The organism is Pseudomonas sp. GW823-FHT06E10 (assembly GCF_058794995.1).
Window position 1 is genome coordinate 208,844 of record NZ_JBXAHJ010000007.1, and the last position, 16,633, is coordinate 225,476.

12 protein-coding genes are annotated in these 16,633 nt (G+C 60.0%); 5 read left to right on the top strand and 7 right to left on the bottom strand.

The features are described from left to right. Positions 1 to 7: 7 nt before the first annotated feature. Entirely contained in the window at positions 8 to 376 is a 369-nt protein-coding gene (locus AC1Q6Y_RS14090) for a PilZ domain-containing protein (protein WP_057713218.1), read from the bottom strand. Between the two features lie 160 nt (positions 377 to 536). On the opposite strand from AC1Q6Y_RS14090, the gene AC1Q6Y_RS14095 reads away from it, so the two are divergent. The 3 genes from AC1Q6Y_RS14095 to yjiA all read left to right on the top strand — a co-directional run bounded on the left by AC1Q6Y_RS14095 (position 537) and on the right by yjiA (position 3,950). After that, positions 537 to 2,603 (top strand): carbon starvation CstA family protein, encoded by a 2,067-nt coding sequence (locus tag AC1Q6Y_RS14095; RefSeq protein WP_057713219.1) that lies wholly within the window; start codon positions 537 to 539, stop codon positions 2,601 to 2,603. Between the two features lie 15 nt (positions 2,604 to 2,618). Next, on the top strand, positions 2,619 to 2,816 hold the full coding sequence (locus AC1Q6Y_RS14100) for a YbdD/YjiX family protein (protein ID WP_007895266.1): 198 nt from the start codon (positions 2,619 to 2,621) through the stop codon (positions 2,814 to 2,816). A gap of 162 nt (positions 2,817 to 2,978) precedes the next feature. Next, positions 2,979 to 3,950, top strand: coding sequence for a GTPase (gene yjiA / locus AC1Q6Y_RS14105; protein ID WP_492624707.1), 972 nt, complete (start codon positions 2,979 to 2,981; stop codon positions 3,948 to 3,950). A gap of 122 nt (positions 3,951 to 4,072) precedes the next feature. Here yjiA and AC1Q6Y_RS14110 read toward each other — a convergent pair whose 3' ends face one another. The 5 genes from AC1Q6Y_RS14110 to AC1Q6Y_RS14130 form a co-directional block, all read right to left on the bottom strand. Next, a complete protein-coding gene (locus AC1Q6Y_RS14110; RefSeq protein WP_492624708.1) occupies positions 4,073 to 4,753 on the bottom strand; it encodes a GntR family transcriptional regulator in 681 nt (226 codons plus the stop codon). Between the two features lie 25 nt (positions 4,754 to 4,778). Continuing rightward, on the bottom strand, positions 4,779 to 5,483 hold the full coding sequence (locus AC1Q6Y_RS14115; protein ID WP_492624709.1) for a FadR/GntR family transcriptional regulator: 705 nt from the start codon (positions 5,481 to 5,483) through the stop codon (positions 4,779 to 4,781). A gap of 57 nt (positions 5,484 to 5,540) precedes the next feature. Further along, the gene (locus AC1Q6Y_RS14120; protein WP_057713223.1) at positions 5,541 to 6,854 is read right to left on the bottom strand and encodes a C4-dicarboxylate transporter DctA; all 1,314 of its coding nucleotides are present in this window, start codon (positions 6,852 to 6,854) and stop codon (positions 5,541 to 5,543) included. 275 nt (positions 6,855 to 7,129) lie between these two features. Continuing rightward, positions 7,130 to 8,383, bottom strand: a complete 1,254-nt coding sequence (glyA, locus tag AC1Q6Y_RS14125) for a serine hydroxymethyltransferase (protein ID WP_057713225.1) — start codon at positions 8,381 to 8,383, stop codon at positions 7,130 to 7,132. Positions 8,384 to 8,607: 224 nt separating this feature from the next. Next, on the bottom strand, positions 8,608 to 12,456 hold the full coding sequence (locus AC1Q6Y_RS14130) for a bifunctional diguanylate cyclase/phosphodiesterase (protein WP_492624710.1): 3,849 nt from the start codon (positions 12,454 to 12,456) through the stop codon (positions 8,608 to 8,610). A 289-nt stretch (positions 12,457 to 12,745) separates the two neighbouring features. Here AC1Q6Y_RS14130 and ettA point away from each other — a divergent pair, with 289 nt between their 5' ends. After that, the gene (ettA, locus tag AC1Q6Y_RS14135; protein ID WP_090451500.1) at positions 12,746 to 14,410 is read left to right on the top strand and encodes an energy-dependent translational throttle protein EttA; all 1,665 of its coding nucleotides are present in this window, start codon (positions 12,746 to 12,748) and stop codon (positions 14,408 to 14,410) included. A 348-nt stretch (positions 14,411 to 14,758) separates the two neighbouring features. Continuing rightward, a complete protein-coding gene (gene gdhA / locus AC1Q6Y_RS14140; RefSeq protein ID WP_102672636.1) occupies positions 14,759 to 16,096 on the top strand; it encodes an NADP-specific glutamate dehydrogenase in 1,338 nt (445 codons plus the stop codon). Here gdhA and AC1Q6Y_RS14145 read toward each other — a convergent pair. Continuing rightward, positions 16,093 to 16,587, bottom strand: coding sequence for a GreA/GreB family elongation factor (locus AC1Q6Y_RS14145; RefSeq protein WP_057713229.1), 495 nt, complete (start codon positions 16,585 to 16,587; stop codon positions 16,093 to 16,095). The two genes, gdhA and AC1Q6Y_RS14145, sit on opposite strands and share 4 nt — an antisense overlap. Between the last annotated feature and the right edge of the window lie 46 nt (positions 16,588 to 16,633).

A 16,633-nucleotide genomic window follows, 5' to 3' on the forward strand; every position in this document is an offset into this window, starting at 1 on the left:
GTGGCGGCTAGATCTCGATCAGCGCACCCAATTCGCGCTCCAGTTCCTGCGGATCAGCGAGGTTGAGCTCGATCAATCGCCGAAGGCGCTCGATGGACTCCAGACTGATGTGCAGGCAGACAAAGCCGAGCTGACCATGGTCGTCGTGGGCCAGTTGCACATCCATGGTGATGTCGGCTTCTTCGCTCAGATGAATGTCGACCAGAAAATCCTGCTGCGGATTGCCCTGCCAGTGTTCGGGTCGTTCAATCAGCAAGCCCTTGAGCGACAGGTCAATCAACTTGACCGGCCAAGTGGACTCCCCCTGACTCAGCTCGGTTCGGGCATCGAACGCAATACGTTTGAAGCGGCGACGTTCGGCAGGGTACTCGCTCATGGCGCGATCCTCGGAAATGTACGCTGACTATAGACCCGCATGATCAAAGGCTGCCAGCGCGTGCAGGTGTCCAGACCAATGTCGGGCTATGGCCATTGCCGTCAGGAGAGCTAAACTCGGGATTGCTGTCTTTCTTGTCCACTCTGGCTGGAATAATAAAATGAAAAATAATAATAGCCCGCTACGCCATTTGCCTTGGCTGGTGCTGGCAATCGTAGGTGCGTGTGCGCTGGGTGTCGTGGCATTACGCCGAGGCGAGGCAATCAACGCCTTGTGGATTGTGGTCGCAGCCGTCGCCATCTATCTGGTCGCCTACCGCTACTACAGTCTGTTCATCGCTAACAATGTCATGCAACTCGATGCGCGACGGGCCACTCCCGCTGTGCTCAACAATGACGGTCTGGACTACGTGCCGACCAACAAGCACATTCTTTTTGGTCACCACTTCGCGGCCATTGCCGGCGCGGGGCCTTTGGTCGGTCCGGTGTTGGCGGCGCAGATGGGCTACCTGCCCGGCACGCTGTGGCTGATCGCCGGCGTGGTGCTGGCAGGTGCCGTGCAGGACTTCATGGTCCTGTTCATGTCCACCCGCCGCAACGGTCGTTCCCTGGGCGACATGGTCCGTGAGGAAATGGGCCGCATCCCCGGCACCATCGCACTGTTCGGCTGTTTCCTGATCATGATCATCATCCTCGCGGTGCTGGCGCTGATCGTGGTGAAGGCCCTGGCCGAAAGCCCTTGGGGCATTTTCACGGTGATGGCGACCATTCCGATCGCGATGTTCATGGGCATCTACATGCGCTACATCCGCCCGGGTCGCATTGGTGAAATCTCGGTGATCGGTGTATTGCTGCTGCTGGGCTCGATCTGGCTGGGCGGGCAGATCGCCGCCGATCCGGTGTGGGCCAAGGCCTTCAGCTTTACCGGTATCCAGATCACCTGGATGCTGATCGGTTACGGTTTTGTCGCGGCGGTATTGCCGGTGTGGCTGATCCTGGCGCCCCGTGACTATCTGTCCACCTTCCTGAAAATCGGCACCATCGTTGCCCTGGCCATCGGCATCCTGGTGACCATGCCCGAGCTGAAAATGCCGGCCCTGACCCAGTTCGTCGACGGCACCGGCCCGGTATGGAAGGGCGGTCTGTTCCCGTTCCTGTTCATCACCATTGCCTGTGGTGCAGTGTCGGGTTTCCACGCGCTGATTTCCTCCGGCACCACGCCGAAGCTGCTGGATAACGAAACCAACGCTCGCTACATCGGTTACGGCGGCATGCTGATGGAATCGTTCGTGGCGATCATGGCCATGGTTGCCGCGTCCGTGATCGAGCCTGGCGTGTACTTCGCCATGAACAGCCCGGCGGCCGTGGTCGGCGGTGATGTGGTGGCCGTTGCGACAGCCGTCAGCAACTGGGGCTTTGCAATCACCCCGGAAGCCCTGCAAGCGGTGGCCCACGACATCGGTGAAACCACCATCCTGGCCCGTGCCGGTGGTGCGCCGACCCTGGCGGTCGGGATCGCGCAGATCCTGCACAGTGTTCTGCCGGGCGAGAACACCATGGCGTTCTGGTACCACTTCGCGATCCTGTTCGAAGCGCTGTTCATCCTGACCGCAGTCGACGCAGGCACCCGTGCCGGGCGCTTCATGCTCCAGGACTTGCTCGGCTCCTTCGTCCCGGCGCTCAAACGCACCGAATCCTGGACCGCCAACCTGATCGCCACCGCAGGCTGCGTGGCGATGTGGGGCTGGTTGCTGTACCAGGGTGTGATCGATCCGTTGGGTGGCATCAATACCCTGTGGCCACTGTTCGGTATCTCCAACCAGATGCTGGCCGGTATCGCGCTGATGCTCGGCACCGTGGTACTGATCAAGATGAAACGCCAGCGTTATGTCTGGGTCACCATGTTGCCGGCGGTATGGCTGTTGATCTGCACCACGACGGCGGGCTTCATCAAGCTGTTCGACGCCAACCCGGCGATCGGCTTTCTGTCGCTGGCCAAGAAATACAGCGATGCCTTGGCCAACGGCCAGATCCTCGCCCCGGCCAAGGACATCACCCAGATGCAGCACGTGATCTTCAACGCCTACACCAACGCAACGCTGACTGCGCTGTTCCTGTTCGTGGTATTCAGCATCCTGTTCTATGCACTCAAGGTCGGCATTGCCGCCTGGGGTAAAAAGGAACGTACGGACAAAGAATCGCCATTCCAGGCGCTGCCGGATGCGTAACCAGAGGATTGCAGTATGTTCAATGACTTGAGTCGCCTCGGTAAATACCTCGGTCAGGCCGCGCGCCTGATGGTCGGCATGCCCGACTACGACAACTACGTCGAGCATATGCAGACCAAGCACCCGGACAAACCGGTGATGAGCTATGAGATGTTCTTTCGGGAGCGTCAGGAAGCCCGTTACGGTGGCAAGGGTGGGCCGAAATGCTGTTGATCCGATTGTCGGATTAACAGCCATACCTGTGGGAGCGAGCTTGCTCGCGATGGCGGACTGTCAATCAACAGTGATGTTGAATGTTAAGCCTCTATCGCGAGTAAGCTCGCTCCCACATTTGTTTTGTGTTGTTTTTTCACTGTGTGAAAAAGGAGATCCAGTTTGTCCTCTCCCATCCCGGTCACGATCCTCAGCGGCTTCCTCGGCGCCGGCAAGACCACTTTGTTGCGTCACCTGCTCAAGGCCGAGCACGGCCTGAAAATCGCCGTGATCGAGAATGAATTCAGCGATGCCGGTATCGATACCCAGTTGTTGGGCGATGAGCCGGTACAAGTGATGACACTGTCCAACGGCTGCGTTTGCTGCACCATCCACACGGACCTGACCAAAGCGCTTTATCTATTGCTCGAGCGTCTGGACCAAGGCGACATCGCCTTCGACCGCCTGGTGATCGAATGCACCGGCCTGGCCGACCCGGCGCCCGTGGCACAAACCTTTTTCATCGACGAAGAGTTGCGCGAGCGCTATATCCTCGACGGCATCATCACCCTGGTCGACGCGGCACATGCCGACTTGCACCTGACCCAGACCATCGCCCAGGCGCAGATCGGTTTCGCCGACCGCTTGCTGGTGAGCAAGCGTGACCTGGTGGACGAAGCAAAATTCACCGCGTTGAGCGAGCGCCTGACCCGTATCAACCGACGCGCCCCGATCCGGGTGGTTGACCGCGGAAAGATCGACCTGGCCGAATTGCTCGACGTGCGCGGCTTCAACCTCAATGCCGACCTCGGTGGCGGCGTGAGTTTGCGCCCGGTCAGCCAGGCCCCGTCCATCGACCGCATTTCCAGCCTGGTGCTGCGCACTGAAAAAGCGCTGGATATCGACAAGCTCAGCGAGTTCATGAACGAGTTGCTGGAGGAGCATGGCAAGCAGTTGCTGCGCTACAAAGGCGTGTTGAACATCCTCGGCGAATCGCGTCGCATGGTGTTTCAGGGGGTGCTGAAACTTTATGGTTTCGACTGGGATACCGAGTGGGCTGAAGACGAAGTGCGCGAGAGCGTGATCGTGTTCATTGCCGATGACTTGCCGGAGGAAAAGATTCGCGAGGGATTTGCGCGGGTGGCGGCGGTCTGAAGTTTTATGGCGTCTGTGAGGACGCCATCGCGGGCAAGCCCGGCTCCCACAGGTTTCTGGTTGAACACAAAGTCTGTGCTTGGCCTCGAACACTGTGGGAGCGGGCTTGCCCGCGATGCGATCTAGCCGGCAACACAATGTTCACGGGGTGTATTGAGCAGTGTCTGCTCCAGATGATCCAGATGCCGGTTTATCAGCATGGCCGCTGTCGCAGCATTTCCACGTTCAACAGCATCAACAATCGCCAAATGCTCCTGCCACGCGCAAAAACTGTGCGTCTGCTCCTCACGCTGCGCAATCGCCAATAACGTCAGCGGCACCAGACTGCCAAGAAAATGCGCCAGCGGTGCATTTCCAGCCATTTCGGCCAACTGCAAATGAAACTCTCCCGACAAACGAATCGCCTGGCCACGCTCGGCGCATTGACGCTCGTTATCGACCAGTGTCCGCAGGCGCTTCAAGTCTTGCGCGCATGGCCGCTGACACGCCAGCCGTACCAGCATGATCTCGGCCAAACGCCGGGCATGCAGGGTCTGCCGGGTCTGCTCAGCATCAAGTTCGGCGACGCGGGGGCGATGGTTGACTCGAAGGATGATGATTTGCTGGTGGGACAGTCGCGTCAGCACATCACGCATGTCGCTGCGCCTTGCACCGAACATCTGCGCCAGGCTTTCTTCGGTAAAGCGACTGGCTGAATGGATGCGCTGCTCGAAAATGGCATCGAGGACCCGCGAATACAGATCATCCACCGAAGGGCGGACGGGCAGGGTAGCGAGCGTTTGTGGCGAAGCGAAGCTGTTCATGGCCAATCTCCAGATCGAAGAGGTTTCAACTGCCGAGGTTGTCTTCCGGGATGTAAAGTTCGATGCCCATGCGCTGGCCTTCGCGCAAAATGTGCCGACGCATCTCGGCGCTGGCCTGGGCGCTGTTCTTGCTGCGGATCGCCCGCACCACGGCTTCGTTTTCTTCAAGGCGTTCAGCCAGGTGCTCCGGCGAGTTGCGCAACACTTCGGCGCTTTGCTTGAGGGCATTGCTGGTTTGCTGGACCACGCTCTGGAAGATCGGGTTTGACGTCAGCGTGAACAGCTCTTCGTGGAACGCGATGTAGGCGCTTACGCCGGCTTCACTGTCATTGGCCTCCAGGGCTTCACGCATGTCCATCAGGGTCAGGCGCAGTTGCCCGACTTCCTTGCTGCTGATCGACTGCGCCACGAGGCCGACGATGAATGGCTCCAGGGTGTAGCGCAGTTGCAGCACGTCTTCCAGGCTCGCGGCGGCCACCGCGCTGTCGTAGGGCTGGTCATCGCTGAGACTGGCCTCGAGTACGACGACGCCTTTGCCCGGCATCGAACGAACCAGGCCAAGGGTTTCCAGGACGATGACCGCTTCACGCAGGCTTGGGCGACTGATACCCAGTTGTTCGGCCAGCTCGCGTTGCCCCGGCAGCATTTCGCCGGAGCGCCACTGACCACGGGCCAGTGCGGCCCGAAGTTTTTCTACGACTGAATTGACGACCGTTGAGGTGGTAATCACTGTGTGCTCCATGGATAAAGGCAGGGGAACCCGCCATCTGGCGGGCTCCCACATGATTCAAAACTCCTGCTGATGCGCCGGCGCGACCGGTTTTTTCGGCTGGAAGGTATAACCCATCTGGCCGGAAAGCACCTTGTTCGCACGCTGGATATCGATGTCCTTCTCCCAGCGGGCGATGGCCACGGTGGCGACACAATTGCCGATCAGGTTGGTCAGCGCGCGGCCGATGCCCATGAACCAGTCCACCGCGAGCACCAACACCAGGCCGACCACCGGAATCGCCGGGATCGCCGTCAAGGTTGCCGCCAGAATCACCAGTGCCGAGCCGGGAATCCCGTGGGCACCTTTGGAGGTGATCAGCGACACCAGCAAAATGGTCAGCAGGTCAGTCATGGCCAACGGCGTGCCGGTGGCGTTGGCGATGAACACGATGGCCAGGGTCAGGTAGATCGAGAAACCGTCGAGGTTGAACGAGTAACCCGTTGGAATCACCAGCCCTACCGTCGAACTGCCAATGCCCAGATGTTCAAGCTTGCGCATGATTTGTGGCAGCACAGCGTCGGACGAAGCGGTGCCCATGACGATCAGCAACTCTTCGCGCAGGTACTTGAGCAATGGCCACATCTTCAAGCCGGAGAGGCGCATCACCAGGCCGAGAATCAGGGCCACGAAGGCCACACAGGTCAGGTAGAAGAGGCCGACCAGGCTGCCCAGGTGTTGCAGCGAGTCCAGGCCATATTTACTGGTGGTGAAGGCGATCGCGCCGAATACACCGATCGGTGCCAGTCGCACGATCATGCCCATGATGCGGAAAATCACGTGGCTGAGTTCATTGATCAGCCGCGAAATACCCGATGCCGCCTCGCCCACCAGATTCAGTGCACTGCCGAACAGCACGGAGAACAGCAGGACCTGCAGGATGTTGTTATCGGCAAAGGCACCGATCACCGACGTCGGAATCAGGTCCATCAGGAACTGTGTGGTGGTGTGCATGTGCTGTCCGCGCTGGGCAATGTCGCCCATGTCGGCTGCGGAAAGCTGCTCCAGGTGAATGTTCGCACCGCTGCCGATGCCGGTGCTGAAGGCGAACACCAGGCCGATCACCAGGGCGATGGTGGTCAGCACTTCAAAGTAGATCACCGATTTGAGGCCGATACGGCCGACCTTCTTCAGGTCGCCGGCACCGCTGATGCCGCTGACCACTACGCAAAACACAATCAAGCCAATGAGCATTTTGATCAGCTTGATAAAACCGTCACCGAGCGGTTTGAGCTGAGCGGAGTATTCGGGAAGGGTCAGCCCACAGACGATGCCGAGCACCAGTCCGAGAACCACTTGGAGGAAGATTGAACGCGAGCACCATCTGAGCATGGGAGGAATCCTGGTCGGCGTCCTGGCTGCCGTGTGCGGAGCACATCAGATTCAGGACTTAATTATTGTGGTCTTACCGGTATGTCCAGTGCAGGCTCAGTCTAGGCGCTATTTTTAGGTGTTCGCAAGTAAAAATTAGAAAATTGGCATGACCGGTCTTACCAGTTGCTAGGCGAGTCCGGTTTAGAGCCTTTCACACGGCTGAATAAAAAACCGGGCAAAAAAAACCGGCCATCTCTGGCCGGTTTCTTATGACTGCGGTTTAGCGGGGCTGATTAAGCGCCGTATACCGGCAGCTTCTTGCAGATAGCCTTGACCTTCTCACGAACCGCATCGATCACCGCTTCGTTGTTCAGGTCAGCCAGGATGTCGCAGATCCAGCCAGCCAGTTCCTTGCACTCTGCTTCCTTGAAGCCACGAGTGGTCACAGCCGGGGTGCCGAAGCGCAGGCCGGAGGTGACGAACGGGGAGCGTGGGTCGTTTGGCACGGAGTTCTTGTTCACGGTGATGAACGCTTTGCCCAGAGCGGCATCGGCGTCTTTACCGGAGATTTCCTGCTTGATCAGCGACAGCAGGAACAGGTGGTTCTGAGTACCGCCCGACACTACGTCGAAGCCGCGCTCGATGAACACGCCAGCCATGGCCTGGGCGTTCTTCACCACTTGTTGCTGGTAAGCCTTGAACTCAGGCTGCAGCGCTTCCTTGAAGCAGATCGCCTTGGCCGCGATCACGTGCTCCAGCGGGCCGCCCTGGGCGCCCGGGAATACCGCGGAGTTCAGCTTCTTTTCGATGTCGGCGTTGGCGCGAGCCAGGATCAGGCCGCCACGTGGACCACGCAGGGTCTTGTGGGTGGTGGTGGTCACCACGTCAGCGAATGGAACCGGGTTCGGGTAGACACCAGCGGCAACCAGGCCGGCCACGTGGGCCATGTCGACGAACAGGTAGGCACCTACCTTGTCGGCGATTGCACGGAAGCGCGGGAAGTCGAGGATCTGCGAGTAGGCAGAGAAACCGGCCACGATCATTTTTGGCTTGTGCTCAACGGCCAGGCGTTCGACTTCGTCGTAGTCGATCAGACCGTTGGCGTCGATGCCGTACTGGATGGCGTTGTACAGCTTGCCGGAGGACGAAACGCTGGCACCGTGAGTCAGGTGACCACCGTGGGCCAGGCTCATGCCCAGGATGGTGTCGCCGGCCGACAGCAGGGCCAGGTAAACGGCGCTGTTGGCTTGCGAGCCTGCGTGCGGCTGAACGTTGGCGTAGTCGGCGCCGAACAGCTCTTTGGCGCGGTCGATAGCCAGCTGCTCGACGATGTCTACGTACTCGCAACCACCGTAGTAGCGCTTGCCCGGGTAACCTTCGGCGTACTTGTTGGTCAGTACCGAGCCTTGAGCTTCCATCACCGCAGGGCTGGTGTAGTTTTCCGAAGCGATCAGCTCAATGTGCTCTTCCTGGCGCTGAGCTTCTTGCTCCATGGCGGCAAAGAGATCGGCGTCGTACTTGGCAATAGTCAAATCACGGCTGAACATGGCGGTCCTCAAGGATCGGGGGCGGAAAAGGGGGGCATTCTAACCTAATGGGTTTTAGATGGCATATGAAACGGCATCATGTCGCAGACAAGTGGTGTTCATGCGGGGATTAGCGGGGATCGTACCGGCCTCTTCGCGAGCAAGCCCGCTCCCAAAGGGGAATGCATTCCAAAATGTGGGAGCGGGCTTGCTCGCGAAGGCGTCATCTGCGGCGCTGCAAGACCTCAGTCAAACATGAACAGCGCGTCATTGCTGAACTGCCCTTCGAACCGGCCCGCCGGCATCGGCCGACCGAACAGATAACCCTGTACCTCGTCGCAACCGTGCTCCCTCAGGAAATCCAGCTGCTCGTGGGTTTCCACGCCTTCGGCGATCACCGCCAGGTTGAGGCTGTGGGCCATGGCAATGATTGCCCGGGCGATTTGTGCATCCTGCTCGCCGCTGGGCAGGCCATCGACAAAGGTGCGGTCGATCTTCAGAACGTCGATCGGGAACTGCTTGAGGTAGTTGAGCGATGAGTAACCGGTACCGAAATCGTCGACCGCAATGCTCAGGCCGAGGTTTTTCAGGCCGTCGAGGATCTGCATCGCCTCGCTGACTTCGCGCATCAGGATACTTTCGGTCAGTTCCAGTTCCAGGCACGCCGGTGGCAGGCCGGTTTCCTTGAGGATGGTGGCGATGCGCGTACCGAGCTGGCCGTCGGAGAACTGCCGCGCCGAGATGTTCACCGACACCTTCGGCACCCGTACCCTGGCCTGATGCCAGGCCTTGAGTTGACGGCAGGCTTCGCTGATCACCCAGTCGCCGACATCCACCACCAGCCCGAGCTCTTCGAGCACCGGAATGAAATCCCCCGGCGGCACCAGCCCGCGGCGTGGATGACGCCAGCGCAACAGTGCCTCGGCACCGGTCAGGCGCTTGCCGTCACCGCTGAACTGCGGCTGGTAATACAGCACGAATTCGTTCTGTTCCAGGGCATGGCGCAAGTCGCTTTCCAGCTCCAGACGTTCCAGCGCACTGGCGTTCATGTCCGCCTGATAGAACTGGAAGTTGTTCTTGCCACGCTCCTTGGCGTGGTACATCGCAGTGTCGGCATTTTTCATCAACTGGCTGAGTTCGTTGCCGTCCTGCGGACTCAGGGCGATGCCGATACTGGCCGTGACGAAGAACTCGCGGCCTTCGAGCACGAATGGTTTCACCAGGCTGGCGAGAATCTGTTCGGCCACATGGATCGCCCGGTTCAGGGCGATTTCACGGTTGGCTCGCGGTTGCAGGAGCAAGGTGAATTCGTCACCGCCCATGCGCGCCACGGTGTCGTCATCGTCGACGCAACCGAGCAGGCGCGTGGCCATTTCCTTGAGCATGCGGTCGCCGGCGGCGTGGCCCAGGGAGTCGTTGATCGGTTTGAAACGGTCGAGGTCGAGGAACATCAGCACCACCCACGACTTCTGCCGTTCGGCCGATTGCAGTGCCGTGTGCAGGCGATCCTGGAACAGTGAGCGGTTGGGCAGGTGGGTCAGGGCGTCGTAGTAGGCGAGGCGGTGAATCCGTTGCTCGCTGGCCTTGCGCTCGCTGATGTCGCTGAAGAAACACACATAACTGGCCAGGTCGCCTTCGTCGTCGAGTACGGCGGTGATCCCGACCCAGGCCGGGTAGTGCTCGCCGTTGCGACGCTTGAGCCAGACTTCGCCTTCCCAGGTGCTGTGCTGGCCCAATTGCTTGAGCACGTAACGCAGATGGGCTTCTTGCTGGTCGTCGACGGTCAGCATGTTCGGCAGTTGGTCGAGGACCTGCTCCACGGCGTAGCCGCTGACACGACTGAAGGCTTCGTTGGCCTGGACGATGTAGCCGGCCGGGTCGGTGATCAGGATCGCCGAGGTCGAGTGTTCGAATACCGTGGCGGCCATGCGCAGGTCTTTTTCGGCCCGGCGTTGCTGGCTGATGTCGCGGCCGACGCCGAGCACGCCTTCGAACGTACCGTATTCGTCCCAGACCAATACCAGGCGCAGTTCGATCGGGATCTTGCGCCCGTCGGCCCGCAGGCAATCGAACAGGAACAGTTGGGTTTGCACCTGGCTGCGCAACAGCGCCAGTTGGTCCGGTTGATCAAGCGCTTTGCTGACCCGGTCCATCAGGTGGTAGATGCCGGTCAGTTGTTGCGGGTTGGCAATGGTCGATTGCCAGCCGTTCTGGAAAATCCACTCGGCGTCGTAGCCCAGCACTGCTAGCACCGAAGGGCTGACGTAATTGAGGTTAAGGCGGCTGTCGGTGGAGAAGATCACGTCGCTGATGCTTTCGGCAAGCATGCGGTAGCGCTGCTCGCTGTCGCGCAGCGATTCGCTGGCTTCGATCTGGTCGGTGATGTCCTTGGCCACGCCGATGATCCGCGTGACCTGGTCGTCCTTGTCCCGCGCCAGTGCCTGCTCGCGAATCTCGAAGCGTCGCCACTGGCCGTCCCGATGGCGGAAACGCAACTGGCACTGCATCAACTGGCGATAACCGGCCTGGCGCTGGATCTGGCGAGAGCGGTGGTAATAGTCGGCGTCTTCGGGATGCAGGAGGATTTCCCAGAAGTATTCGCCCATCTGGTGCAGTTCGGTGCGGTTGTAACCCAGGGTCTGGCCCAGATGGTGGTTGCTGTAGATCATGCGCTGGCTGATCACATCCTGCACATACAGATGATCCGGCACGGTGCGCACCACGTCCGACCAGAAGCCTTCGCGCTCCTGCAGCGACAGCTCGATGAGCTTGCGACTGGTGATGTCAGTGATGCTCAGGATCACCGCAGTGTAGTCGTCCGGGGTTTGCGGCAGACACAGCACCAGCCACAGGTGCTGGACGCGGCCGCTGGCGTCCTGCAACTTGATTTCCAGCTCAAGCTGTTGCTGCTGGTTGAGCATCGCGTCGAGCACCTGGTTGCCGATGGCGGTGCCGTCCTGCGGATTACCATCGATCAGCAATTTCCAGGCTTCGTCGGCGCTATCGACATTAAGCAGTTGCAACGCCACCTGGTTGACCTCGGTGATCCGCAGTTCCTTGAGCAGTGGCCGGCGTTGCTCCGGGATCGCCAGCCACGCTTGCAGTTGCTCACTGCCCTGCAGTTGTGCCTTGTCGAAAAAGACCTTGAGCCCGGACATATCGAGGACGCACAAGGCCACGCCGGTGCCTTCGAAAATGTCCTGGTAACGCCGGCGGCCTTCATTCAACTGGCGCTGGCGCCGGCGCGTGTTCAGCAAGGCGAGGAACGGCAGCATGGAAAACGCCAGGCCCAGCAGACATTTGCCGATGAACGCCGGCAGCAGCTCTTCCAGCACGCGCTGACGGTCGAACAGGCCGCGCAATTGCCAATCGCTGCTGCTCAGCGGAACCGTCAGCACGCTGTTGGCGACATCGTCCTCGGTCAGCGTGCCCGGATTGACCGAGGGCAGCGCTTCGTCGCGACTGATGATCTGATGATTGATGCGGTTCTCCACCAGCCACAACGGGCGGCCACCGGCCTCGCGTTGCTTGGTCAGGGACGAAAAGAAGGTGGGCGTCAGGCGCAGGACCCAATAGCCTCGGGAACTGCCGCTGGCCTGATGCAACAGTAAATGCACCACGGAACCGTCGGTGGCGTTGCTGAAGTAGTGCGCCTGGGCGTGGCTGCGCCGTACCAGTTCACCCAGGTAGTTGTTGTCATCGCTGTCGGGAGCGCTGTCACTGATGACTCTTCCCGAGGGGCTGAGCAACGCCAGGCTGCGCAGATCAGGCAGCGACTGTTGCAGTTTGCGCAACAGGGCCTGCAGTTCATCGGCGCCTTGCGGTTGCTCGACGATCGGCAACAGGTTGAGGGCGATCTGCGCGTTGAGCGTCATGTTCAGGCTGACCTGCGCGGCCAGATCGGCGGTGTAGTCGATGGTGTACTGACGCTGGTTCTTCTGGGTTTCGCGCAACTGGTCGAGCAACTGCCAGAACAGCAGGGCCAGCAGCAATAATACGAGTGTCGCCAAGGTGCCCTTCAAAGTTCCGCGCAGGGGGGAGCCGGGCGCTGTGGCCGGCGCACTGGAAGTCGGAGGCGGAGGGACAATGGACAAGCTGTAATCCTGCGGTTTGGCTGGACTGGCGCGACGTGCACTATAAGCCGGACGCCCGAAGGGCGGCTAGCATGCCTTGAGTTGTGGCGAAGTGCCAGCCCCTGTCCGTCGGCTGGACTGCCACCGGTCATTAAGGTAGCTTTGCGGGTTACGCGGGAGCGTTCCAGCTCCTAGACTCAGACTTTTTTCAGCGCGCACGTCTTGATCTCCTCAAGCGGGCGACGCGCACAGTCTGGCCGGGCATTGCCTGCGCTCCAATCATTCATCAGTCACTGACCCTAGGTTCTCCATGGCTCAATACGTATTCACCATGCATCGGCTGGGCAAAGTTGTTCCGCCGAAGCGGGAAATCCTGAAAAACATTTCTCTGTCGTTCTTCCCCGGCGCCAAGATCGGCGTGCTCGGCCTCAACGGTTCGGGTAAATCCACGCTGCTGAAAATCATGGCTGGCGTCGACACCGAGTTCGAGGGCGAAGCCCGTCCGATGCCGGAGCTGAACATCGGCTACCTGCCCCAGGAACCACAACTGGATCCGACCAAGACCGTGCGTGAAGTGGTCGAGGAAGCGGTCAGCGTGATCAAGGACGCCCAGGCACGCCTGGACGAGGTCTACGCCGCCTACGCCGATCCGGATGCCGACTTCGACAAGCTGGCCGCCGAACAGGCCAAGCTCGAAGCGATCCTGCAGGCCAGCGACGGCCATAACCTGGAGCGTCAGCTGGAAGTCGCCGCCGATGCACTGCGTCTGCCGGCGTGGGATGCCAAGGTTGAAGTCCTCTCCGGTGGTGAAAAACGCCGTGTGGCCCTGTGCCGCCTGCTGCTGTCCGCTCCGGACATGCTGCTGCTCGACGAACCGACCAACCACCTGGACGCCGATTCCGTCGCCTGGCTGGAGCACTTCCTGCACGACTTCCCGGGCACCGTGGTCGCGATCACGCACGACCGTTACTTCCTGGACAACGTTGCCGGCTGGATTCTGGAACTCGACCGCGGTGCGGGCATTCCTTACGAGGGTAACTATTCGGGTTGGCTGGAAGCCAAGTCCGATCGTCTGGCTGCCGAATCCAAGCAGCAGTCGGCTCACGAAAAAGCCATGAAGGAAGAATTGGAGTGGGTGCGCAAAGGCGCCAAGGCCCGCCAGTCGAAATCCAAGGCTCGTCTGCAACGCTTCGAAGAAATGCAGTCGCAGGAATTCCAGAAGCGCAGCGAAACCAACGAGATCTACATCCCGGCCGGTCCACGCCTGGGCGACAAGGTCATCGAATTCAAGAACGTCACCAAGGGTTATGGCGATCGCGTATTGATCGACAACCTGTCGTTCTCCATGCCTAAAGGCGCCATCGTCGGCGTTATCGGCGGTAACGGTGCCGGTAAGTCGACCCTGTTCCGCATGCTGATGGGCAAGGAAACACCGGATTCGGGCAGCATCGAAGTCGGTGAAACCGTGCAGCTCGCTTGCGTGGACCAGAGCCGTGAGGACCTGGACGGCAGCAAGACCGTGTTCCAGCAGATCTCCGACGGTTCCGACCAGATCCGCATCGGCAACTACGAGATCCCGTCGCGTACCTATGTCGGTCGCTTCAACTTCAAGGGCGGCGATCAGCAGAAGTTCGTCAAGGATCTGTCCGGTGGTGAGCGCGGTCGCTTGCACCTGGCCCTGACCCTGAAAGAGGGCGGCAACGTCCTGCTGCTCGACGAACCGTCCAACGACCTCGACGTCGAAACCCTGCGTTCCCTGGAAGAGGCCTTGCTGGACTTCCCGGGCGCCGCCATTGTGATCTCTCACGATCGGTGGTTCCTTGACCGCGTCGCGACGCACATCCTGGCGTACGAAGACGACTCGCAAGCGGTGTTCTTCGAAGGTAACTACAGCGAATACGAAGCTGATCGCAAAAAGCGTCTCGGCGAAGCAGCTGCCCAGCCGCATCGTGTACGCCACAAGAAGCTGGCCTGATTTCAGGTTGGTTGCATAAAGAGCGGAGCCTTCGGGCTCCGTTTTTTTTTGCGCGTTTTTTCAGTGATACCGCGGCGCATTCATCGCGAGCAAGCTCGCTCCCACAGGGGAATGCATTTCAAACTGTGGGAGCGAGCTTGCTCGCGATAGCGATCTCCCTTGTGGTGCAAAAGCCAGATCTTGAATCCCTGTTCGGGTGCAAAAAAGGCCAGAAAGCCGGAATAATTTATATCCTGCGCACCATTTAATTTCATGAATGCGACATTCTGCTCTGTTCCTGTGCGTGAATCGTTTGTTACAGTCCGGCTCAATCTCCTCCAACGACAATAAATTTGCCGAGACTTTTCCATGATCGAATCCGTCGAATCCTTCCTTGCGCGCCTGAAAAAACGCGACCCGGACCAACCCGAATTTCACCAGGCTGTCGAAGAAGTCCTGCGTACCCTGTGGCCGTTTCTTGAAGCCAATCCGCATTACCTGACCTCCGGCATCCTGGAGCGCATCTGCGAGCCGGAGCGGGCGGTGGTGTTTCGCGTGTCGTGGGTCGACGATCAGGGCAAGGTCCAGGTCAATCGTGGTTTCCGCATCCAGATGAACAGCGCGATCGGCCCGTACAAGGGTGGCCTGCGTTTCCACCCGTCGGTGAACATGGGCGTCCTGAAATTCCTCGCGTTCGAGCAAACCTTCAAAAACTCCCTGACCTCGCTGCCCATGGGCGGCGGCAAGGGCGGGTCGGACTTTGATCCGAAAGGTAAAAGTGATGCGGAAGTCATGCGCTTCTGCCAGGCCTTCATGAGCGAGCTGTACCGCCACATCGGCGCCGACGTTGACGTACCGGCCGGTGATATCGGTGTCGGCGCGCGGGAAATCGGTTTCCTGTTCGGCCAGTACAAGCGCCTGAGCAACCAGTTCACCAGCGTGCTGACCGGCAAAGGCCCAAGTTACGGCGGCAGCCTGATTCGCCCGGAAGCCACCGGTTTCGGTTGCGTGTACTTCGCCGAAGAAATGCTCAAGCGTCGCGGCCTGGCCGTGGAAGGTAAACGCGTAGCGATCTCCGGCTCCGGCAACGTCGCGCAATACGCGGCGCGCAAGGTCATGGACCTGGGCGGCAAAGTGATTTCGTTGTCCGACTCCGAAGGCACGCTGTATTGCGAAAGCGGTTTGACCGAGGAGCAATGGCTGGCGGTGCTGGAACTGAAGAACGTACAGCGCGGGCGTATCCGTGAACTGGCCGGCCGTTTTGGCCTGGAGTTCCGCGCAGGTGAGCTTCCGTGGAGCCTGAGCTGCGACATCGCGCTGCCGTGCGCGACGCAAAACGAACTGGATGCCGAAGCCGCTCGGACCTTGCTGCGCAACGGCTGCATCTGCGTGGCCGAAGGCGCGAACATGCCGACCACCCTTGAGGCGGTGGACCTGTTCATCGAGGCGAACATTCTGTTTGCGCCGGGCAAGGCATCCAACGCCGGCGGCGTGGCGGTGAGCGGGCTGGAAATGTCGCAGAACGCCATGCGCCTGGCGTGGACCGGTGGCGAAGTGGACAGCAAACTGCACGCGATCATGCAGTCGATTCACCACGCTTGCGTGCATTACGGCGAAGAGAATGGCCGGGTCAACTACGTCAAGGGCGCGAACATCGCCGGCTTCGTCAAAGTCGCCGATGCCATGCTGGCCCAAGGCGTCGTCTAAGTCGGTTCGATACGGATCACTTCAATCAGTTGATCCCCGGCGGGGCGCTGCCACAGCACTTCGTCGTTGAGTCGTGCGCCGAGCAGCGCACGACCCAGCGGTGAACTCCAATTGATCAGGCCGTGGGCGGCATCGGCCTGATCTTCGCCCACCAGTTGTACCCGGCGTTCGGTGGCGTGTTCATCGGCGTAGGTCACCCAACTGCCGATCTGCACTTTCTCGGTCGAAGTCGCGGCGGGAACCACCTGAGCGCTGCCCAGGCGCTGCTTGAAGTAACGCAAATCACGTTCGAGATCCGCCAGGCGCTGCTTGTCGGCCTGTTCGCCTTTTGCCGATTGTTCGGCGTGCAGGGATTGCAGTTCGGCGACTTTTCCCTGCAACAGGTTCAGGCCTTGCGGCGTGACGTAATTGGTCTGCGCGCTGACCTGCCGTTCGACTGGCTGATCGGCTTGCGCGGCGGCACTATCTTCATTGACGAAGGCACGGCTCATGGAATTCTCCCGTTATAGGGTTTGGGCCATGGTCGCAGGCATTTGG